Origin of the sequence: Pseudomonas sp. SORT22, from assembly GCF_018417635.1 — a bacterium.
In the GTDB taxonomy this organism is placed as follows: Bacteria; Pseudomonadota; Gammaproteobacteria; order Pseudomonadales; family Pseudomonadaceae; genus Aquipseudomonas.
In genome coordinates, this window is sequence record NZ_CP071007.1 from 1358875 (window position 1) to 1380059 (window position 21185).

Sequence of the window (21185 nt, forward strand, 5' to 3'; positions counted from 1 at the left end):
CAACCCTGTAGTAACTGTAAGGTCAAGCGCTGGAGTGCATTGAGCGGCGGATACTAAGCCATCCGCGCCTGCGGTTTGCCTGGATTACAGATTTGTAATACTTGAGTCATCCTGGCGATAAACCCCGATTACTAGAGTGCGGGCTCCGATCACGGCGCAGGAGTCCGCCATGTTTTGCACCCTGGAGCGGCCAGGCACAGGCCCTGGCCGACTATTGCTGGCCCTGTTGTTACTGGCCTTGCCGTCGCTGGCCCTGGCGCAGGAGCCCGTATTAACGCTGGAATCGGCGCTGCAGACGGCCCGTGACAACAACCCCGAGCTGGCTGCGGCGCGTTGGGGCATCGACATTGCCGAAGGCGAGCGGCGCCAGGCCGGTGTACTGCCCAACCCGCAACTGAGCTGGGAAGTGGAAGACACTCGCAAAGGCTCGCAGACCACCACCGTCGGTGTCAGCCAGCTGTTCGAGCTGGGCGGCAAACGAGGTGCACGCCTGGACGTTGCCGGCCGCGATGCCGAGCTGGCGGCGCTGGAACTGGAACGCCAGCGCAACGTGGTGCGGGCCGAGGTTATTGCTGCCTTCCAGGCCGCTGCCCAGGCCCAGGAAGGCTTGCAACTGGCCGAGCAGTCGTTGCGCCTGAGCGAGCGTGCGCTGCAAGTGGTGCAAGGCCGGGTCAGGGCCGGCAGCGCCTCGCCGGTCGAGGCTACCCGCGCCCAGGTGCAACTGTCAGAAGTGCGCCTGGAGCAGGGCCGCGCCGAGCAGGCGCTGACCGTTGCCTACCAGCAACTGGCCGCCGTCACTGGCGCTGCCAGGGTGCAGTTCAGCCGCGTTGACGGCGGCCTGCAGGCGAACAACGACATCCCCAGCCGCACACTGCTGCTCGATCGCCTGGAGCAGACGGCCGATTTGCGTCTGGCCCGCCTGCAGATCGACCAGCGCGAAGCCGCCCTGGGCCTGGCCCGCAGCCAGCGTATTCCCGACCTGACGGTCAGCGTCGGCAGCCAGTACAGCGAAACCGACCGCGAGCGAATCAATGTGGTCGGGCTTTCGGTGCCGATTCCTTTGTTCGATCGCAATCAGGGCAATGTGCTGGCCGCTGCCCGGCGCGCCGACCAGGCCCGTGACCAGCGTAATGGCGCCGAACTGCGCCTGCGCAGCGAAGTGGTCCAGGCCCTGGCGCAGTGGAGCACGGCGGCCAGCGAGGTGCAGACCTTCGACCGCTCGATCCTGCCTTCGGCTCAGCAGGCGCTGGATGCCGCCACCCGCGGCTTCGAGCGCGGCAAGTTTGCCTTCCTCGATGTGCTCGACGCCCAACGCACCCTGGTGGCTGCGCGCCTGCAATACCTGCAGGCCCAGGCCCAGAGCAGCGAGGCACGGGTGCGCCTGGAACGGATCTTTGGCGACCTGAGCCTCGCCAGTCGCTGATCGCGACCATCACCCGACACTTTGCTGAGGAACCTGCATGAACAACAAGTCCATCACGCTGCTGGTCGCGGCCCTGCTGCTCGGCCTGGGCCTGGGCGTGCTGCTGGCGCGCCAGGGCGGCCCGGTTGCCGCCGCTCCTGCCGCCGCCCATGCCCATGCCGAAGGCGATCATGAGGAAGAAGAACATGGCCAAGCAGAAAAAGCCGAAGAAGGTCATGAAGAGGAGGGCGCGCTGACCCTAAGCCAAGAGCAGATAGATCTCGCCGGTATCGAGCTGGCAACCGTCGGCCCGCGCCAACTGCAGCGCAGCCTGTCCCTGCCCGGCGAGATCCGTTTCGACGAAGACCGCACCGCGCACCTGGTGCCGCGCGCAGCCGGGGTGGTCGAGTCGGTCGCCGTGGTGCTCGGCCAGCAGGTCAAGGCCGGCGATCTGCTGGCGGTGATCGCCAGCCCGCAGATCTCCGAGCAACGCAGTGAGCTGGCTGCCAGCCAGCGCCGCCTGGAACTGGCGCGCAGCAGCTACCAGCGCGAGAAGGACCTGTGGCAAGAGGGGATTTCCGCCGAGCAGGATTACCAGCAGGCCCGCCAGGCCCTGCAAGAGGCAGAAATCGCCCAGGCCAATGCCCGGCAGAAGATCAGCGCCCTGAGCGGCAGTGTGGTGCTGGCCGGCGGCAACCGCTATGAGCTGCGCGCACCGTTTGCCGGGCAAATCGTCGAGAAACACTTGGTGCCGGGCGAGGTGGTCAACGAAACCAGCGCCGCCTTCACCCTTTCGGACCTGTCGCGGGTCTGGGCGACTTTCGGCGTGGCGCCCCGTGACCTGCCCAAGGTGCGCGCCGGCATGCCGGTGACCATCGTTGCCAGCGAGCTGGGCCAGCAGGTGAGTGGCACGGTTACTCATGTCGGCAGCCTGCTCGGCGAACAGACCCGTACCGCTGCGGTGCGCGTCACCCTCGACAATCCGCAAGGGGCCTGGCGCCCGGGCCTGTTCGTTGCCGTGCAGGTGCCGACCGAGCAGTATGCCGCCGCCCTCAGCGTACCGGACCAAGCCCTGCAGACCCTGGAAGAAAAGCCCACGGTGTTCGTGCGCACTGCCGAAGGCTTTATCGCCCAGGCGGTTGAGCCGGGCGCCAGTGCCAACGGTTTCGTCGAGATTCGCAAGGGCCTGCAAGCCGGCCAGCAAGTAGCGGCGCAGGGCAGCTTCATCCTCAAGTCGGAGCTGGGCAAGGCCAGCGCCGAACACGCCCACTGACCGGGAAGCTCACATGTTCGAACGCCTCATACAATTTGCCATCGAACAGCGCCTGATGGTGCTGCTGGCGGTGCTGCTGATGGCTGGGCTTGGGGTTGCCAGCTACCAGAAGCTGCCGATCGACGCCGTGCCGGACATCACCAACGTCCAGGTGCAGATCAACACCCAGGCCGCGGGCTTTTCGCCGCTGGAAACCGAGCAACGCATTACCTTCGCCATCGAAACCGCCATGGCCGGCTTGCCGGGGCTGGAACAGACCCGTTCGCTGTCGCGTTCGGGCCTGTCGCAGGTGACGGTGATTTTCGAAGAAGGCACCGACCTGTTCTTTGCCCGGCAACTGGTCAACGAGCGCCTGCAGCAGGCACGTGAACAATTGCCCGAAGGCGTTGAAGCGGCCATGGGGCCGATCTCCACCGGCCTTGGCGAGATTTTCCTGTGGACCGTCGAAGCGGCTGACGATGCGCGCAAGGCCGATGGCAGCCCGTACACGCCGACCGACCTGCGCGAGATCCAGGACTGGATCATCAAGCCGCAACTGCGCAACGTGCGCGGGGTGGCGGAGATCAACACCATCGGCGGTTTCGCCAAGGAATACCAGATTGCCCCAGACCCAAAACGGCTGGCGTCCTACAAGCTGACCCTGGGCGACCTGCTCACCGCCCTTGAACGCAACAACGCCAACGTCGGCGCCGGCTATATCGAGCGCCGTGGCGAGCAGTTGCTGATCCGCGCGCCGGGGCAACTGGCCGGTCTCGATGACATTGCCAATATCGTCCTGGCCAACGTCGACGGCACGCCGATCCGCGTGCGCAACGTCGCCGAAGTCGGTATCGGCCGTGAGCTGCGCAGCGGCGCGGCGACCGAGAACGGCCGCGAAGTGGTGCTGGGCACGGTGTTCATGCTGATCGGCGAGAACAGCCGCACGGTGTCCCAGGCGGTGGCGCAAAAGCTGGTGGAGATCAACCGCTCGCTGCCGCAAGGGGTGAGTGCGGTCACCGTCTACGACCGCACCAACCTGGTCGACAAGGCCATTGCCACGGTGAAGAAGAACCTCATCGAAGGCGCGATCCTGGTCATCGTCATTCTATTCCTGTTCCTCGGTAACATCCGTGCGGCGCTGATCACCGCCATGGTCATCCCGTTGTCGATGCTGTTCACCTTCACCGGCATGTTCAGCAACAAGGTCAGTGCCAACCTGATGAGCCTGGGCGCGCTGGACTTCGGCATCATCGTCGATGGCGCCGTGGTGATCGTTGAAAACGCGATCAGGCGACTGGCCCATGCCCAGCAGCATCATGGCCGCCTGCTGACCCGCTCCGAGCGCTTGCACGAAGTCTTCAATGCCGCCCGCGAAGCGCGCCGGCCGCTGATTTTCGGCCAGTTGATCATCATGGTGGTGTACCTGCCGATCTTTGCCCTGAGCGGCGTCGAGGGCAAGATGTTCCACCCGATGGCCTTCACCGTGGTCATCGCCTTGCTCGGCGCCATGCTGCTGTCGGTGACCTTCGTGCCGGCGGCCATCGCCCTGTTCGTCACCGGCAAGGTCAAGGAAGACGAAAACCTGCTGATGCGCAGCGCCAAGCGTGGTTATGCGCCGTTGCTCAAATGGGTCATGGGCCATCGCCCGCTGGCGTTCTCCCTCGCGGCGATTACCGTGTTGCTTTCGGGCGTGCTGGCCAGCCGCATGGGCAGCGAGTTCGTGCCGAGCCTGAGCGAGGGCGACTTTGCCCTGCAGGCCCTGCGCGTGCCGGGCACCAGCCTGAGCCAGTCGGTGCAGTTGCAGCAGCGCCTGGAGCAAAGCGTGCTCAGCCAGGTGCCGGAGGTAGAGCGGGTGTTTGCCCGCACCGGTACCGCCGAAATCGCCTCGGACCCGATGCCGCCGAATATTTCCGACAGCTATGTGATGCTCAAGCCACAAGAGCAATGGCCCGATCCGGGCAAGAGCCGCGAGCAACTGATCGCCGATATCCAGCGTGCCAGCGCGCGGGTGCCGGGCAGCAACTATGAACTGTCGCAGCCGATCCAGTTGCGCTTCAACGAGCTGATTTCCGGGGTGCGCAGTGATGTCGCGGTGAAGGTGTTTGGCGACGACATGGCGGTGCTCAACAGCACTGCGGCGAAGATCGCCAGTACCTTGCAGGCGGTGCCGGGCGCCTCGGAAGTGAAGGTCGAGCAGACCTCGGGGCTGCCGGTGCTGACCATCGACGTCGACCGCGACAAAGCCGCGCGCTATGGCCTCAACGTCGGCGATGTGCAGGACACCATCGCCGTGGCCGTCGGCGGCCGCCAGGCCGGGACCTTGTATGAAGGCGATCGGCGTTTCGACATGGTGGTGCGTTTGTCCGACACCCTGCGTACCGATATCGACGGCCTGTCGCAGTTGTTGATACCGGTGCCGGCCAGCAGCGGCAGTGGCGGCCAGATCGGTTTTATCACCCTTGGCGATGTCGCCAGCCTTGAGCTGGTGCAAGGCCCCAACCAGGTCAGCCGTGAAGATGGCAAGCGCCTGGTGGTGGTCAGCGCCAACGTGCGCGGTCGCGATATCGGCTCGTTCGTCGACGAGGCGGCGGCGCGCATCGACAGCCAGGTGAGCATTCCGGCCGGTTACTGGACCCGCTGGGGCGGTCAGTTCGAGCAGTTGCAGTCTGCTGCTCAGCGCCTGCAAGTGGTGGTGCCGGTGGCGTTGCTGCTGGTGTTCGGCCTGTTGTTCATGATGTTCAACAACCTCAAGGACGGGCTGCTGGTGTTCACCGGCATTCCGTTTGCCCTGACCGGCGGGGTGGTTGCCCTGTGGCTGCGGGATATCCCCCTGTCGATCTCGGCGGGCGTGGGCTTTATTGCCCTGTCTGGGGTCGCGGTGCTCAACGGCCTGGTGATGATTGCCTTTATCCGCGGCCTGCGCGAGCAAGGTCGTTCGCTGCACCAGGCGATCGACGAAGGCGCACTGACGCGTTTGCGCCCGGTGCTGATGACTGCCCTGGTGGCATCCCTGGGCTTTATTCCCATGGCCCTGGCCACCGGCACCGGTGCTGAAGTGCAGCGACCGCTGGCCACTGTGGTGATCGGCGGCATTCTCTCGTCGACGGCGCTGACCCTGCTGGTACTGCCGGCGTTGTATTACTGGGCGCACCGCAAGGATGAAGAGCAGGAGGTCGCATCCGAGGTGACGAAACTGTAATTCGCCGCTCATCTTCGGGTTATTCAGCCCTTGTCAGGATACCCAAGGCGCCCGCATTGCGGGCGCCTTGGGTATCTCTGCCAATAATCAGGAGTTGAAGATGGGGAACAAATCCACAGCCTGTTTTACCGGCGCCCTGGCCCTGGCCAGTTGTGCGACCGCCAATGCCGTCAGCCAGCCCGCAGGCGGAGGCTTTGTCGAAGACAGCAGCCTGACGGTGCTCAGCCGTAACTTCTATTTCAACCGCGACTACCGTAACGGTGAGCAATCGCCTACCGGCAAGGCCGGTTACGCCGAAGCCTGGGCCCAGGCCTTTATCGCCCGCTTTGAGTCAGGTTACACCGAGGGCACGGTCGGCTTTGGCCTGGATGCCCACGCCATGTTCGCCCTCAAGCTCGACAGCGGCGATGGCCGCAGCGGCGGGCGCAGTTCGTTCGACATGCTGCCGGTGGACCGCAATGGCGATACCGCCAGCAACTTCAGCAAGCTCGGTGGCGCGATCAAGGCGCGTTTGTTCGACACCGAGCTCAAGTTCGGCGACGTGTTCCCGACCACCCCGGTGGTGCACTTCGGTGACTCGCGGCTGTTGCCGGAAAGCTTCACCGGCTGGACCCTGGAGAACACCAGCCTGGCTGGCCTGAAAGTGCAGGGCGGGCGCCTGCATGCCATGAGCCAGCCGCTGTCGAGCAACAACCGCGACGGTTTCGTGACTTTCTACGCCGGCCCCGTGGATTCGCCCTGGCTGGGCTATTTCGGCGGCGATTACCAGGCCACCGACAACCTCAGCCTGAGCCTCTACAGCAGCCGCCTGAAGGACGCCTGGGACCAGTACTACGCCGGAGTCAGCTACAAGTACCCGATCACCCGCGACCTCACCGGCTTTACCAGCTTCAACTACTACAAGGCCAAGGACGAGGGCCAGCAACTGCTCGGCACGTTTGACAACGACATCTGGAGCGCCCGCGTCGGTGTCAGCTACGGCGCCCACACCTTGGCCTTGTCGCACCAGCGCAACCAGGGTGACAACGATTTTGACTACCTGCGCCAGTCCGACTCGATCTACCTCGACAACTCGATCCAGTACAGCGACTTCAACTCGCCGAAAGAGCGCTCGTGGATGCTCCGTTACGACCTCGACATGGCCGCCTATGGCGTGCCGGGCCTGTCGTTCATGAGCCGCTACGGGCGCGGCAGCGGCATTGATTACTCCGATGCCAACGGCGTGTACATGCGCCGCGATGCCGAGGGCAACCCGCTGACCGGGCAGAAGCGCTGGGAGCGCGATATCGAGGCGAAGTATGTGGTGCAGTCCGGCAGCCTCAAGGACCTGTCGCTGCGCGTGCGCCAGGCCACGACCCGGGCCACGGCATTCGAATCGGACCTCGATGAGGTGCGCCTGATTGTCGAGTATCCGCTGAGCGTGCTGTAGGGCGAATCTTGCAGCACTGTAATGTCCGCCTCACCTTGGCGTTAGCTTGCCCCCCGTAAGATTGAACTGTCCTGAAATTCAATCACGAGGTGAGCAACATGAGCCTGAACAAGTATGTGCTGATGGCCGTATTGGCCCTGGGCAGTAGCGCGGCACTGGCCGAAGGCGGGGCGGAGCGTTCCAGGCAGTTCTGGGAAAACTTCCGCCTCAGCCAGGAGCAGATTCACGGCAAGAAGGACCAGGCCGTGGCGGAGTCCGAGCGTGAGAGCAAACAGAAGCAGGTCGCCAAAGAGTAGCTCCGTTCACCTTGGAAGCTCCCCAGCTCCTTTGGAAAGGTGAATCTTCGGCGCCCGTTACGGGCGCCTGTTTTATTTGCGCGCCACCAGTACGGCGCGGCGCGGCGCTGGCAGGCCTTCGATGGTGCGGCTGTGGTCGTCGGGGTCGAGGAAGTCGCTGAGCGACTGATAGCGCATCCACTCGGTGCTGCGTTGTTCTTCGATGCTGGTGGTGCTGACATCGACGCAGCGCACATCGCTGAAACCGGCGCGGCGCAACCAGCGCTCCAGGGCCGGTACCGATGGCAGGAACCAGACGTTGCGCATTTGCGCGTAGCGGTCTTCCGGCACCAGCACCTGGTTTTCGTCACCTTCGATCACCAGGGTTTCCAGCACCAGTTCACCGCCCTTGACCAGGCAGTCCTTGAGCGCCAGCAGGTGCTCGATGGGCGAGCGGCGATGGTAGAACACGCCCATGGAGAACACCGTGTCGAAACCTTCGAGGTTGGCCGGCAGGTCCTCCAGGGCGAAGGGCAGGTGCCAGGCCGGCAGCTGCGGCAGGTAGCGCTGCACCGCCTGGAACTGGCAGAAGAACAGCCAGTTGGGGTCGACGCCGATGACGCTGTCGGCTCCGGCGCCGAGCATGCGCCACTGGTAGTAACCATTACCGCAACCGACATCCAGCACCCGCTTGCCCTTGAGGTCCAGGTGCGGGGCGACGCGCGACCACTTCCAGTCCGAGCGCCATTCGGTGTCGACGTGCACGCCGAACAGGTCGAACGGCCCCTTGCGCCACGGCGACAGGCCCATCAGTGCCTGCTGCATGCGCGCGCGGGTGTCGTCGTCGCAGTCGCAATCGAGGTTGAGGCCGTTCTGCAGATCGATGCGCGTGGGTTCCAGCACTGGCAAGGCATCCAGCGCCGCTTGCCAGCGTTCCAGGTCGCCATGACCTTTTGCCATCTTGGCGTCGAGTTGCGCTTGCAGGCCTTGCGCCCATTGCGCCAGGGGGGTGCCCGCCAAGCGGCGGACCAAGGGGGACAGATCAATCATGGCAGGGCAATCAACGAGGCAAAGTTAAGGCATTGGAACCAGGGCACAACCTTGGAGAAACCAGCCGCCAGCAGGCGCTGGCGGTGTTCTTCGAGGCTGTCGGGCTTCATCACGTTCTCGATGGCGCTGCGCTTCTGGGCAATTTCCAGTTCGCTGTAGCCATTGGCGCGCTTGAAGGCCACGTGCAGGTCAGTGAGCAGCGCGTGTTCATCAGCGTCTTCGAAGCGCAGCTTCTCCGAAAGGATCAGCGCACCGCCCGGCAGCAGCGCCTGGCGAATACGTGTGAGCAGCTCCAGGCGTTGTTCGGGGGCGATGAACTGCAGGGTGAAGTTCATCGCCACCACCGAGGCCGGCTGGAACTCGAGGGCAAGGATGTCGCCTTCGATCACCTCGACCGGCAACAGCTCCTGGAACATCGAGTCCTGGGCATTGAGGTACTGCCGGCAGCGCTCGACCATGGCCGCCGAGTTGTCGATGGCAATCACCCGGCAACCATCGCTACGCACATGCCGGCGCAGCGCCTGGGTCACCGCGCCGAGCGAGCTGCCCAGGTCATACAGGGCCGTGCTGGGCTGGGCAAACTGGGCGGCGAGCACGCCGAGGTTCTCGACAATGGTCGGGTAACCGGGCACCGAACGCTTGATCATGTCCGGGAACACCCGCACCACGTCTTCGTTGAAGGCGAAGTCGGGCACCTGGCCAAGGGGCTGGGCGAAAAGGCGGTCGGGTTCTTTGCTCACGGGGGCAATCCAGGCGTTGGGCGGTAAAAGGCCGGCATTTTAGCCAAACTGGCGCCAGGATGCATGGCCCGCTGACCAGCGCGGCCTACTTGACCGTGATTGCGCAGTCGAAGGTCTGCACCGGGCGCACTTCCGGGGCCCAGGGTTGCTGGTAGACCAACAGCAGATGGCCTTCACCGGCGCCCTGGGCCTGGAAACGCCACACCGATTGCCCGGCGCTACCGACGATGGCGGCATCTTCCGGGTGGCTGTAGACCTCGGGGCCGAGGCTACGCAGGATGCCTGCGGCCGGGTTCTGCACCAGCCAGCGATAGCCGGTGCTGGGGTTGCTCGGTAGGGTCAGGGTGAGGTTCTGGCCGTTTTGCAGTTGCAGCGGGCAGTCGGCCTGGTTGTCCAGTTCGACGTTGTGCACAGGTTTTTGTGCGCAGGCAGCTAGCAGGGCAAGGCCCAGGGGAACGAGCAGGCGGGCGGCAGTCATGAAAGCTCCGGATAGGCGACGATAGCGCAGCATAACCGAAGATGATCGCAGGGCAAGGGCCTGCATCGTCTGTGGGAGCGGGCTTGACCCGCGATGAGGCCGGTACAGCCAGCACTCCAGGTGAAGCCTGAATTGCGCCCGCTGCGCGCCCGATCGCGGGGCAAGCCCGCTCCCACATCTATGGTCCGGGGTTAGAACAGCACCTTCGCCACATCACTGAAGCGCTTGGCAAAGTGCACGCTCAAACCCTCCTTGAGGTAATCCGGCAATTCTTCGAAATCACCGCGGTTGGCTTCCGGCAGGATCAGCTCGAAAATTTTCTGCCGCCGCGCCGCAATCACCTTCTCGCGCACCCCGCCAATCGGCAGGACCTTGCCGGTCAGGGTCAGCTCGCCGGTCATGGCCACGCCTTTCTTCGGCGCCTGGTCGCGCGCCAGCGACAGCAGCGCACTGGCCATGGTCACCCCGGCGCTGGGGCCGTCCTTGGGCGTGGCGCCTTCGGGTACGTGCAGATGAATGAAGGCCTCGTTGAAGAAGCTCGGATCACCGCCATATTGCTTGAGGTTGGCGCTGACGTAGCTGTAGGCAATTTCAGCGGACTCTTTCATCACCTCACCCAACTGGCCGGTGAGCTTGAAACCACGATTGAGGGTGTGGATGCGCGTCGCCTCGATCGGCAGGGTGGCGCCGCCCATGCTGGTCCAGGCAAGGCCGGTGATCACGCCTTTGCCGGTCAGCACCTGTTCGCTGCGAAACACCGGCATGCCCAGTGACGTTTCGAGGTCCTTGGGGCCGATCTTGATCTTTTTCTCGGGATCTTCGAGCAGTTGCACCACGGCCTTGCGCACCAGCTTGCCCAGCTGTTTTTCCAGCTGGCGTACCCCGGCTTCGCGGGCATAACCCTCGATCACCGTGCGCAAGGCGCTGTCGCTGATGCTCAGGCTGGTCTTGGCCACCCCGGCCTTTTGCAACTGCTTGGGCCACAGGTGGCGCTTGGCGATGGCCAGTTTTTCTTCAGTGATATAGCCGGACAGGCGGATCACTTCCATGCGGTCGAGCAACGGCCCGGGGATCGAGTCGAGGGTGTTGGCGGTGCACACGAACAGCACCTTGGACAGGTCCAGGCGCAGGTCCAGGTAATGGTCGAGGAAGTCGACGTTCTGCTCCGGGTCGAGGGTTTCCAGCAGCGCCGAGGCCGGGTCGCCCTGGTAGCTCTGGCCCATCTTGTCGATCTCGTCGAGCATGATCACCGGGTTCATCACCTCGACGTCTTTCAGCGCCTGCACCAGTTTGCCCGGCTGGGCGCCGATGTAGGTGCGGCGATGGCCCTTGATCTCGGCCTCGTCGCGCATACCGCCGACGCTGAAACGGTAGAACGGTCGGCCCAGGGATTCGGCAATCGACTTGCCGATGCTGGTCTTGCCAACCCCCGGCGGGCCTACCAACAGCACGATGGAGCCGCTGATCTCGCCTTTGTAGGCACCCACGGCGAGGAACTCGAGGATGCGTTCCTTGATGTCATCGAGGCCGGCGTGATGCTGGTCGAGCACCTTGCGCGCGTGCTTGAGGTCGAGCTTGTCCTTGCCGTAGACACCCCAGGGCAGGGCGGTGGCCCAGTCCAGGTAGTTGCGGGTGACGGCGTACTCGGGCGAGCCGGTCTCGAGGATCGACAGCTTGCCTAGCTCTTCGTCGATGCGCTTTTGTGCGGCTGCGGGCAGGGTCTTGCCTTGCAGGCGCTGCTCGAATTGTTCGAGGTCGGCACTGCGGTCGTCCTTGGTCAGGCCCAGCTCCTGCTGAATGACCTTGAGCTGCTCCTTGAGGAAAAACTCGCGCTGGTGCTCGCCGATCTGCCGGTTGACCTCGGCGGAGATCTCGTTCTGCAGGTGCGCGACTTCGACCTCTTTACGCAGCATCGGCAGGACTTTTTCCATGCGCTTGAGCATCGGTACGCAGTCGAGCACTTCCTGCAGCTGATTGCCGGTGGCCGAGGTCAGCGCCGCGGCAAAGTCGGTCAGCGGCGACGGATCGTTGGGACTGAAGCGGTTGAGGTAGTTCTTCAGCTCTTCGCTGTACAGCGGGTTGAGCGGCAGCAGCTCCTTGATCGCGTTGATCAGGGCCATGCCGTAGGCCTTGACCTCGTCGGTCGGCTCGCTGGGTTGATGCGGGTACTCGACCTCGACCAGGTAGGGCGGGCGATGGTGCTTGAGCCAGGTACGGATGCGCACCCGGGTCAGGCCCTGGGCGACGAACTGCAGCTTGCCGTTCTCGCGGCTGGCGTGGTGAACCTTGACCAGGGTGCCGTACAGCGGCAGGGCCGAGGTGTCGAAATGACGGTGGTCTTCCGGCGGCGTGTCCATGAAGAACAGGGCCAGGGAGTGGTGCGGGGTCTTGGCGACCAGGTCCAGGGTTTCGGCCCAGGGTTCTTCGTTGACGATCACCGGCAATACTTGCGCGGGGAAGAACGGGCGGTTGTGGATCGGGATGATATAGACCTTGTCCGGCAGCTGTTGGCCCGGCAAAGCAAGGTTATGGCCGCTGTTTTCGGCGGCTTCGAGATGCTCGACTTCGGCGTTTTCCTCGGGACGTTCCGGTAGATCCTGCTGATCGCTCATGGCGCACCTGCTCAATGACTATGGTGCTTAGATGGGGCGGGTGGGGCAAAGATTCAAGCTTCAAGCCACAAGCCGCAAATGAGGAGAGCGGTACTTGCAGCTTGAAGCTTGAAGCTTGCAGCTAAGGCCTACTCAGCCAATTTGTAAGCGATTACGTAATCGCCCATCTTGGTACCCAGCGAGCCGTGACCACCGGCGGTCACCAGCACGTACTGCTTGCCGTCCTTGCCGGTGTAGGTCATCGGCGTGGCCTGGCCACCGGCCGGCAGGCGCGATTTCCACAGCTCTTTGCCGGTGTTGCTGTCATAGGCACGCAGGTACTGGTCCAGGGTGCCGCTGAGGAAGCCCAGGCCGCCGGCGGTGACGATCGAGCCGCCCATGCTTGGCACGCCAATCGGCAGGCCGATCGGGATCGGCGAGCTGTCGCGGCTGGTGCCGTTCTTATGCTTCCACACCACCTGGTTGGTGGTCAGGTCGATACCGGCCACGTAACCCCAGGCTGGCGCCTGGCACGGTACGCCCAGTGGCGACATGAACGGGTGCATGATCACCGCATAGGGTGCGCCGGTGTTCGGCTGCACACCGCTGGTTTCGCTCTCGCGCTTGCTGCCGGCGGCGACTTCGGCGCGCGGCACCATTTTCGAAACGAAGGCCATGTAGTTGGGGCTGGTGAACAGCAACTGGCGGACCGGGTCGACCGAGACGCTGCCCCAGTTGAACACGCCGACGTTACCCGGGTAGACCAGGCTGCCCTGCACTGACGGTGGGGTGTACTGGCCTTCGTAACGCAGTTCGCGGAACTGGATGCGGCAAAGCATCTGGTCGAACGGGCTGGCGCCCCACATGGCCTGTTCGGTCAGGTCCGGGCCGAGCAGGTTGAGGTCCGAACGGGCCTGGGTCGGCGCGGTATGATCGCCTTCGACCGCACCTTGCGGTACCGGGATTTCGCGGATCGGCACGATCGGCGTACCGTCGCGACGGTCGAGCACGTACAGGCTGCCTTGCTTGGTCGGGGCGATCAGCGCAGGTTTGACGCCGTCTGCGGTCTTCAGGTCGAGCAGGGTTGGCTGGCTGCCGACGTCCATGTCCCACAGGTCGTGGTGGGTGAACTGGTAGTTCCAGCGGACTTTGCCGTTGGCAAGGTCCAGCGCAACGATACCGGCGCTGTACTTCTCGGCGCCCGGGGTGCGATCAGCGCCCCACTGGTCGGGGGTCTGGTTGCCCAGCGGGAGGAAGACCATGCCCAGTTTCTCGTCGACACTGGCCAGCGACCACATGTTCGCCGAGTTGCGGCTGTAGGTCTTGCCCGGCGCCAATGGTGCGGTGTCGTCCGGGTTGTTGCTGTCCCAGTTCCATACCAGGCGGCCATCGTGCACGTCGTAGGCGCGGATCACCCCGGACGGCTCGTTGGTCGACTCGTTGTCGGTGACATGGCCGCCGATGATCACCAGTTCGCGGGTGATCGCCGCAGGCGAGGTGGAGTAGTAACCGCCGGCGGTGAACGGGCCGATGCCGGTGGTCAGGTCGATCACGCCCTGGTTGCCGAAACCTTCACAGACCTTGCCGGTGTCGGCGTTGAGGGCGATCAGACGGGCGTCGGCAGTCGGCAGGTAGAGGCGACGCGGGCAGGCGACGGCAACGGCCTGGCCGGCATCGCTGATTTTCGGCGCCGGGCTGCCGTCAACGTTGACGTAGTTGTTTTCGTCGTAATACGACACACCACGGCAGGTCATGTGGGCGAAGCCCTTGAAGCCCACCGGGCTCTTGATCTGCGGGTCGAAACGCCAGATTTCGGCACCGGTGTCCGGGTCCAGGGCCAGCACCTTGCTGTGGGCGGTGCAGGCGTACAGCTTGCCGTTGACCTTCAGCGGGGTGTTCTGGTTGGTCAGCTCGACCGGGTCGTTGTCGGTCGGCAGGTCGCCAGTGCGGATGCGCCAGGCTTCCTGCAGCTTGTGCACGTTCTGCGGGGTGATCTGGCGCAGCGGCGAGTAGCGGTCGCCGAATTCGGTACGGCCGTAGGCCTGCCACTCGCCATCCGGCATCTGTGGCGCAGTGCTGCTCATCTCGGCGCTTTCACGGCCCAGCTCGCCCTTGATTTCACCCGGGTGGGTGAACTGGCTGGCCACTGCAGTAGCGCCCGACAGCACTACGGCCAGGCTCAGCAGGCCGCTGTTGACCTTGGACGGGTTGCCCAGCAGCGGGCGGCGTGCCCACGGCAGCAGCAACACCACACCCAGGGCGAACCACAGGGCCAGGCGCGGCACCAGCTGCCACCAGTCCAGGCCGACTTCCCACAAGGCCCACAGCGTGCTACCGAGCAGCACCAGGCCATACAGGCCCAGGGCGTTGCGGCGCAGGGCCAGCAAGAGGATGCCGGACAGGGCAAAGCCGATGCCGGCGATCAGGTAATACAGCGAACCGCCCAGCTGGCTCAGTTTGATACCGCCAGCCAGCAGGGCCAGGCCCATCAGCAACAACAGCACACCGATCAGTCGCGGCAGCCAGCGGGTTCTACTCAAGGCACCATCAGTGCTCATCGTGTGTTCTCCGTTAGGTGAAAAGGGTGGTTAGAAACTGCTCTGGATCTTGATCCCGCCGATCAGCGCGTCATCGACCTGGCTCACGCCACCGGGGTGGCGGATGTATTGCAGGTTCGGGCGCACGGTCAGCCAGTCGGCCAGGTGGATGCCGTAGTACAGCTCGGCGCTGTATTCGGTGTCCTGGATCGGACGGAACAGGGAGTCGTTGAAGTCGCTGACGTCGCGGGCCTGGTTGATGGCCTGGGCGTTCTTGCGGTAGGCAGGGTTGACGTGCACGCGTGCCAGGGCGAAACCGATGTCGTCCTTGGCGCGGGCATCGAAGGGCCCCTTGTACACCACACCTGCCTGAACATAGTTGTCGATGGCATTGGTCTTCTTGTCGTGCAGCGTGGCGTTGGCGAATACGCTCAAACCACGCGAATGGTCAGATGCCAGCGACGTCACCTGTTGCTGGGCACCGAGCCAGAAGCCGTGCTTGCTCGAACTGCTGCGGTAAGCCTGGCCGCTCAGTGCTGCCGGTTGATCGTTGCTGTCCTTGTAGACATCGCTTGCCTTGGCATTACTGTAGTAGTAACCGGCGCGATATTCCCCTTTCAGGCCATTGACCGCCGGGCTCCACACCAGTTCGACCGGAATCACCGCGCCCTGGGTGCCGCTGCCGCTGAGCTTGAAGCCGTTGCCGCGATCAAGGTTGGAAGGGTTCTGTTCGTAGGCGCCGATCTGCGCGTACAGCTCGGGAGTCAGGTTGTACTTGACCCGCAGGGCCCACTGGCTGACCGGCCAGTTGTACCAGATGTCACCGACCCAGTTGCCCACCTGCGAGCCGCAGAACGCCAGGTTCTGGAAGTCGCACGGGAAGCTGTTGAAGTCCTCGCCCTGGCCGAAGCGGCCGAATTTCACATCCAGCGCGCCGTCGAAGTATTTTTGCTTGATCCACATCTGCGTCAGCCGCCAGGTCTGCCCACGTCCCCAGACTTCCTGGGCCGAGGTAAAGCCGCCAACGCGCGGGTCGTTGATGCGGTCATTACTGATGTTGTTGCCGTGACGCTCGGTGACCGTCAGCTGGAACTCGGCATCATGCCAGCCAAGGATCTTCTGCAGGTCCAGGTGGGTGCCGAGGGCGAACTGGTCGCTGTAGCGCGCGGTCTTGTCGTTGTCATGGCCGCCGTGCAGGTTGGCGCCCATCTCGCCGGTATAACCAAGGGTGAAGTCGTAGCCGCGTTCAGCCAGCTCCGTGCGGGTGCCGCCCCAATCGCCAAGCATCCATGGCGAGTCGCTGGCGAACATCGCCGCGGCCTGGGCGCAAGGCGCGAGGCTGGCGATGGCCAGACCCGAAAGCAGTGTCCGGGTGGCGGGGGAAAAGCGGAAACGATCGTTCTGAGGCATGAGATAGCGCTATCTTTTGATTATTGAAAAAACGGCAAGGCCACCGAGTTCCGAGGATCATCGGCGATAAAGCTGCAGGGAAATAGACTGAAGCGGTTCAGCTTGCGGCGGGGAGGATATAGCTGAACTTGTAAGAAAAAAAGTCAATTCAGCAAGAGGCACCGTTGCCGGATTGGTAACAGTGCGGTTGAGGCAGGCGACTCTGATCCGCTGTGGGAGCCAGCAAGGCCGGCGCCCACAGGGAGCTATTGCTTTAGAAGGTGGTACGCAAGCCGACTTCGACACTGCGCCCTGGTGCCGGGGCGATGTCACGCAGGATCGAACTTGAGTAGCGCACGGTCTGGTCGGTCAGGTTCTCGCCCCGGACGAAGGCCAGCCACTGGCTCTGGCCGATATCGAAGCGGTAGCCGACGCTGGCGCCGAGGGTGGTGTAGCCGTCGGTGCTGGTCTCGTTGGCCGGTTTCTTGTGCTGAGCGCTGGCGTGCTGCACGTCCACCCGCGCCTGCCAACGGTCCAGTTCCCACAACAGGCCGCTGTTCAGGCGCAGCGGGGCGATGCGCGGCAGGTCCTCGCCGGTGTCGAGGTTCTTGGCCCGGGTATAGTCGCCGGACAGCTCCAGGGCAAAGCTGCCATAACGGTTCTGCGCCAGTTGCCAGCGGTCCTGGGCCTCGATGCCGTAGAAGCGCGCGCGAACCCCGTGGTAGAGGTATTCGGGTACATCGCCGCCGTGGTCATGATCATGGTCGTGATCGTGGTCTTCATCGCCGTGATCATGGTCGTGGTCGTGGTCGTGGCCTTCGCGCAGGTTGCCGCTGGCCAGCAGGCCGATGTAATTGCGAAAGTGGCTGTAGAACACACCGACGCTGCCCTTGTGCGTGCCGTTGTCGAAGCGCAGGGCCAGGTCGCTGGAGATGGCTTTTTCCTTGCTCAGGTTCGGGTCACCGACCTCGTAGGTGCCGGTGGCGACGTGGGCGCCGTTGGCGTACAGCTCGTAGAAGGTCGGAGCACGCTCGGTGTAGCCCAGGGTCGCGGCCAGGGACCACACCGGGGTCAGCTCGTAGACCGCGCCGGAGGACAGGCTGGCGGCGGTGAAACTGCTTGAACGATCAGCCTCGGCAAAACGTTCGCTGCCCTTGCTGTCGGGTTCGACCCGGGTGTGCTCCAGGCGCCCGCCGAGGCTCAGGTTCAGGCGTTCGGTGGCTTGCCACTGCTCGAGCATGAACAGCGCCAGGCTGTTGGTGTCGGTGTGCGGCACGAAGGCTTCTTCGCCGAGGGCGGAGAACTCGTTGCGGCTGACCTGGGCGCCAATCACCCCTTCGACCGGCCCCAGTGGCTGATGCCGCGCCTCGACCCGCGCCTCGTAGCCTTTGTTCTTGAAGGTGGTGTGCACCTCGCCGCTTTCCAGCTCGCGGTGCTGGTAGTCGGTATAGCCAAGGTCGACCTTCACCGAGCTGAACGGGCCGTCGAGGTCGCGCAACTCCGAGGCGAAGCCGTAATGATCCTGCTGCATGTCCAGGCGCACGCCCGGTTCGGCCACCGAGCCGTAGTTGGAGTCATAGCGGCTGTAGGAAAGGCCGGCATAGCCGTGATCCCAATGGTAGGAACCGCCAACGGCACCGCCGTCCTGGCGACCGTCGCTGTTTTCCAGGCGGTGCTTGCTGCCCGGTTCGTCGGCGTCGCGCACTTTCGAGCTGCGGGCGTAGCCTGGGATGCGCAGGTCATTGAACTGGCGGCTGTTGGCGTCCAGGTGCAGGGCGAAGCGGCCATCACCAGCCTCCAGTTTGCCGGCGCTGCTGCGGGTGGTGTCGGCGCCGCCATAGCGCAACTCGCCGGCGCCGTGAATGCCGTCGATGGGCGAAGTCGGAATGCGGTTGTCGAAGCTGTTGACCACCCCGCCGATGGCGTTGCCGCCGTAGAGCAGGGCAGCCGGGCCGCGGACGATTTCGATACGCTCGACGGTGGCCGGGTCCAGCGGCACGGCGTGGTCATAGGACAGCGACGAGGCATCCAGGGCGCCAACACCGTTGCGCAGGATGCGGATCCGGTCGCCGTCCAGGCCGCGGATCACCGGGCGGCTGGCACCGGGGCCGAACCAGGTCGAGGCGACGCCGGGCTGGTTGTTGAGGGTCTGGCCGAGACTGCCTTTTTGTTGCAGGGCCAGGTCGTCGCCATCGAGCACAGTGGTGGGCGCAGCCAGCTCGCTGTTGCCCAGCGGGTTGGCGGTGATCACCTGGGGTTGCAGTTCGACAGCCTGGCTCACGGGGGACGCGAGCCAGAGCGCAGCGGCAAGGGGAGAGAGGCGCAGGGGTAAGTGACGCATGGAGGAAAGGGGTCCTTGGCAGTGTTATAGTGTTGATACAATATAACATTACCATTAAAGATAAAACGCTCAAGCGCTGGCTAGAGCCTTTGCCCACACTAGAATGTCTGTTAGCAGCACCTGGGATGCGAAAAGTCTGAAGACTTGTAGCCGTGCCTCGGCTAAGGTGCGCACCTTTCGTTGGCTGGAGCACAGGCATGACCGCCGCTAATCAAAACCCGCTGCATGGCGTGACCCTGGAGCAGATCCTTACCGCGCTGGTCGCGAAGTACCAATGGGACGGCCTGGCTGAGCGCATTGATATCCGCTGCTTCAAGAGCGACCCGAGCATCAAGTCGAGCCTGACCTTCTTGCGCAAGACCCCCTGGGCCCGCGAGAAAGTCGAGCGCCTGTACCTGAAAATGCAGCGCGGCCGCTGAGCCGGTGAGCCGGCGCAGGCTGTTGATTGCCCTGACTGCGTGCCTGGGCTGGAGCGCGCTGGCGATCCAGATGTACCTGCTGTTGCTGGCGCGCTGGCAGGAGCAGGCGAGCCTGCTGGGCGGCCTGGTGACCTTGTTCAGTTTTTTCACCGTACTCAGCAACACCCTGGTCGCGGTGGTGCTGAGCCACGCGGCATTCGGCCGCGAGTCGGCGCTGCGACGGTTCTTCCTCGCGCCCTGGGTCAGTTCCGGGATTGCCGCGAGCATTATCCTCGTGGGCCTGGCCTACAGCCTGTTGCTGCGGCACCTGTGGCACCCGCAAGGTTGGCAATGGCTGGCGGACGAGCTGCTGCACGATGTCATGCCGCTGCTGTTCGTGGTCTATTGGTGGTGCTGTGTGGAGAAGGGCAGCCTGCGATTCAGGCATCTGCTGGCCTGGCTGCTGTATCCGCTGGGGTATTTTGCCTACGCACTGCTGCGCGGGCATGTGATAGGTGTCTATCCCTATCCGTTCATCGATGTGGCCGAACTGGGCTATGGCCAGGTGCTTCTTAATGCGCTGGCGATTCTCGCCGGGTTTGTCGCCATCAGTCTGCTGTTGCTCGGCCTCGATCATTGGCAGGGCGGGCGCCTGGCCAAGGCCAGGACGCAACCCTGAGGCAGCCGTTCATTCGTCGTGCGGGTCGAGCTGCCAGTACGAGGCGGCTTTGATCAGGTCTTCCTTGACGCCCTTGTCATCGATCAGCAGGCGCTTGGCCTTACGCATCAGCGATTTTTCCAAGGCTACCCAGGTATACAACTGACCGCTTGGCAAGGACAGATCCTTCACTACTTCAAGCAGATCCTGCTGCTGGCGCAGAACCCAGATCACTTCGACCTGCGCGGCGCTGGCCAGTGCTTGTTGCTCCTGGGCATTCTCGATCTCGATCACTGCCAGCACCTTGCGGCCGGCCGGCAGTTCTTCCAGGCGCCGGGCGATGGCCGGGATCGCGGTTTCGTCACCGACCAGCAGGTAGCTGTCGAAGATATCCGGGACCACCAGCGAGGCCCGTGGCCCGGCCATGTTGAGCACCTGGCCGACTTGCGCCTGGGCCGCCCAGGTCGAAGCAGGGCCGTCGCCGTGCAGGACAAAGTCGATGTCCATCTCGCCGCCGGCCAGGTCGATGCGCCGCGGCGTGTACTCGCGCATGGTCGGGCGCAGGCCGTCGCGGCTGAAGTCGAGGTTGTCGAGCACGGCCTGTTCTTCTGCCGAGCAGGCGAACATCAGTTTGACGTGATCGTCGCTGCCAACGCTGGTAAAGCCCTGCAGTTCTGGCCCGCCGAGGGTGATGCGGCGCATGCGCGGGGTCAGCTCGGTGACCCGCAGCACGTTCAGGCGGCGGTGCTTGATCTCGTGGTTGACGCGGTGAATGGTGGCGTTTTCGCTAACAGTCATTCGGCTTGCTCCGTTGAGGTCGCAATGGGCCCTGCGACGATGGCTTTGGCGGTGTCGTTGAGCAGGGTGCGGACCCGCTCGATTTCTGCCGGGTTCCAGCGCCCGCTGTGCATCTGCAGGGCATGGCGCAGGTTGTGGACCGCTTCGTGGATCTCGGCCGGGCGGTCGTGGCCGCGCAGCGAACGCTTGCTGACTTCAATGCGCATGCGCACCCCGTCCAGGGCGATGGCCTGGTCGGCCAGGGACTTCTCCCCGGCTGCGGTAATGCCGTAGAGGCGCTTGCTGCCCTGGGTCTGGCCGTTGATCAGCTCGGCTTCTTCAAGAAAATTCAAGGTCGGGTAGATCACCCCGGGGCTGGGGCTGTAGCTGCCATCGAAGAGGCTTTCGATCTGGCGGATCAGGTCGTAGCCGTGGCAGGGCTGCTCGGCCAGCATCGACAACAACAGCAGTTTCAGGTCGCCTGGGGCAAACACGCGGGGGCCGCGATCGCCGCGTTCACGGCCGTGACGGCGTTCGAAGCCGTCATGCCGGTCGCCATGCTCGCGGTGGGGATGATGGTCACGCATGGGGGATCTCCGTTTGCGTTAGATGTATCTTCAGATATTACTCAAGATATATCTTAAAGCAAGCGCGAGAATAAGAATATTT

At 63.9% G+C, this 21185-nt stretch carries 16 protein-coding genes; 7 read left to right on the forward strand and 9 right to left on the reverse strand.

Annotation, left to right across the window (positions count from 1 at the left end; translation table 11 throughout):
* Positions 1-169 precede the first annotated feature (169 nt).
* The 5 genes from JYG36_RS06430 to JYG36_RS06450 all read left to right on the forward strand — a co-directional run bounded on the left by JYG36_RS06430 (position 170) and on the right by JYG36_RS06450 (position 7578).
* Complete coding sequence (locus JYG36_RS06430) at positions 170-1423, forward strand: TolC family protein (RefSeq protein ID WP_213603404.1); 1254 nt, start codon at positions 170-172, stop codon at positions 1421-1423.
* Between the two features lie 37 nt (positions 1424-1460).
* Positions 1461-2675 (forward strand): efflux RND transporter periplasmic adaptor subunit, encoded by a 1215-nt coding sequence (locus JYG36_RS06435; RefSeq protein WP_213603406.1) that lies wholly within the window; start codon positions 1461-1463, stop codon positions 2673-2675.
* Positions 2676-2688: 13 nt separating this feature from the next.
* A complete protein-coding gene (locus JYG36_RS06440) occupies positions 2689-5853 on the forward strand; it encodes a CusA/CzcA family heavy metal efflux RND transporter (protein WP_213603408.1) in 3165 nt (1054 codons plus the stop codon).
* A gap of 100 nt (positions 5854-5953) precedes the next feature.
* Positions 5954-7282 (forward strand): OprD family porin, encoded by a 1329-nt coding sequence (locus JYG36_RS06445; RefSeq protein ID WP_213603411.1) that lies wholly within the window; start codon positions 5954-5956, stop codon positions 7280-7282.
* 98 nt (positions 7283-7380) lie between these two features.
* Positions 7381-7578 carry a hypothetical protein gene (locus JYG36_RS06450; protein ID WP_045197655.1) on the forward strand — a complete coding sequence of 66 codons (198 nt, stop codon included), beginning with the start codon at positions 7381-7383 and terminating at the stop codon, positions 7576-7578.
* 72 nt (positions 7579-7650) lie between these two features.
* Here the strand turns inward: JYG36_RS06450 and cmoB are convergent, their stop codons facing one another.
* The 7 genes from cmoB to JYG36_RS06485 form a co-directional block, all read right to left on the reverse strand.
* On the reverse strand, positions 7651-8607 hold the full coding sequence (cmoB, locus tag JYG36_RS06455) for a tRNA 5-methoxyuridine(34)/uridine 5-oxyacetic acid(34) synthase CmoB (protein ID WP_093380066.1): 957 nt from the start codon (positions 8605-8607) through the stop codon (positions 7651-7653).
* On the reverse strand, positions 8604-9347 hold the full coding sequence (gene cmoA / locus JYG36_RS06460) for a carboxy-S-adenosyl-L-methionine synthase CmoA (protein ID WP_045197658.1): 744 nt from the start codon (positions 9345-9347) through the stop codon (positions 8604-8606). The genes cmoB and cmoA overlap by 4 nt, the downstream gene beginning before the upstream one ends.
* Positions 9348-9432: 85 nt before the next feature.
* The gene (locus JYG36_RS06465; RefSeq protein ID WP_213603413.1) at positions 9433-9825 is read right to left on the reverse strand and encodes a protease inhibitor I42 family protein; all 393 of its coding nucleotides are present in this window, start codon (positions 9823-9825) and stop codon (positions 9433-9435) included.
* A 191-nt stretch (positions 9826-10016) separates the two neighbouring features.
* Positions 10017-12437, reverse strand: a complete 2421-nt coding sequence (gene lon / locus JYG36_RS06470; RefSeq protein WP_045197662.1) for an endopeptidase La — start codon at positions 12435-12437, stop codon at positions 10017-10019.
* A gap of 128 nt (positions 12438-12565) precedes the next feature.
* Positions 12566-14974, reverse strand: a complete 2409-nt coding sequence (locus tag JYG36_RS06475) for a glucose/quinate/shikimate family membrane-bound PQQ-dependent dehydrogenase (RefSeq protein ID WP_045197663.1) — start codon at positions 14972-14974, stop codon at positions 12566-12568.
* Between the two features lie 30 nt (positions 14975-15004).
* Positions 15005-16363 carry a carbohydrate porin gene (locus JYG36_RS06480; protein WP_045197666.1) on the reverse strand — a complete coding sequence of 453 codons (1359 nt, stop codon included), beginning with the start codon at positions 16361-16363 and terminating at the stop codon, positions 15005-15007.
* Between the two features lie 253 nt (positions 16364-16616).
* On the reverse strand, positions 16617-18683 hold the full coding sequence (locus JYG36_RS06485; RefSeq protein WP_093380075.1) for a TonB-dependent receptor: 2067 nt from the start codon (positions 18681-18683) through the stop codon (positions 16617-16619).
* 197 nt (positions 18684-18880) lie between these two features.
* On the opposite strand from JYG36_RS06485, the gene JYG36_RS06490 reads away from it, so the two are divergent.
* Positions 18881-19102, forward strand: a complete 222-nt coding sequence (locus tag JYG36_RS06490; RefSeq protein ID WP_045197670.1) for a VF530 family protein — start codon at positions 18881-18883, stop codon at positions 19100-19102.
* Between the two features lie 70 nt (positions 19103-19172).
* The gene (locus JYG36_RS06495; RefSeq protein WP_249744434.1) at positions 19173-19760 is read left to right on the forward strand and encodes a Pr6Pr family membrane protein; all 588 of its coding nucleotides are present in this window, start codon (positions 19173-19175) and stop codon (positions 19758-19760) included.
* A gap of 9 nt (positions 19761-19769) precedes the next feature.
* Here the strand turns inward: JYG36_RS06495 and JYG36_RS06500 are convergent, their stop codons facing one another.
* Positions 19770-20537 (reverse strand): siderophore-interacting protein, encoded by a 768-nt coding sequence (locus JYG36_RS06500; protein WP_213603415.1) that lies wholly within the window; start codon positions 20535-20537, stop codon positions 19770-19772.
* On the reverse strand, positions 20534-21103 hold the full coding sequence (locus JYG36_RS06505) for a PadR family transcriptional regulator (protein ID WP_213603417.1): 570 nt from the start codon (positions 21101-21103) through the stop codon (positions 20534-20536). Before JYG36_RS06505 ends, JYG36_RS06500 begins: the two co-directional genes overlap by 4 nt.
* Between the last annotated feature and the right edge of the window lie 82 nt (positions 21104-21185).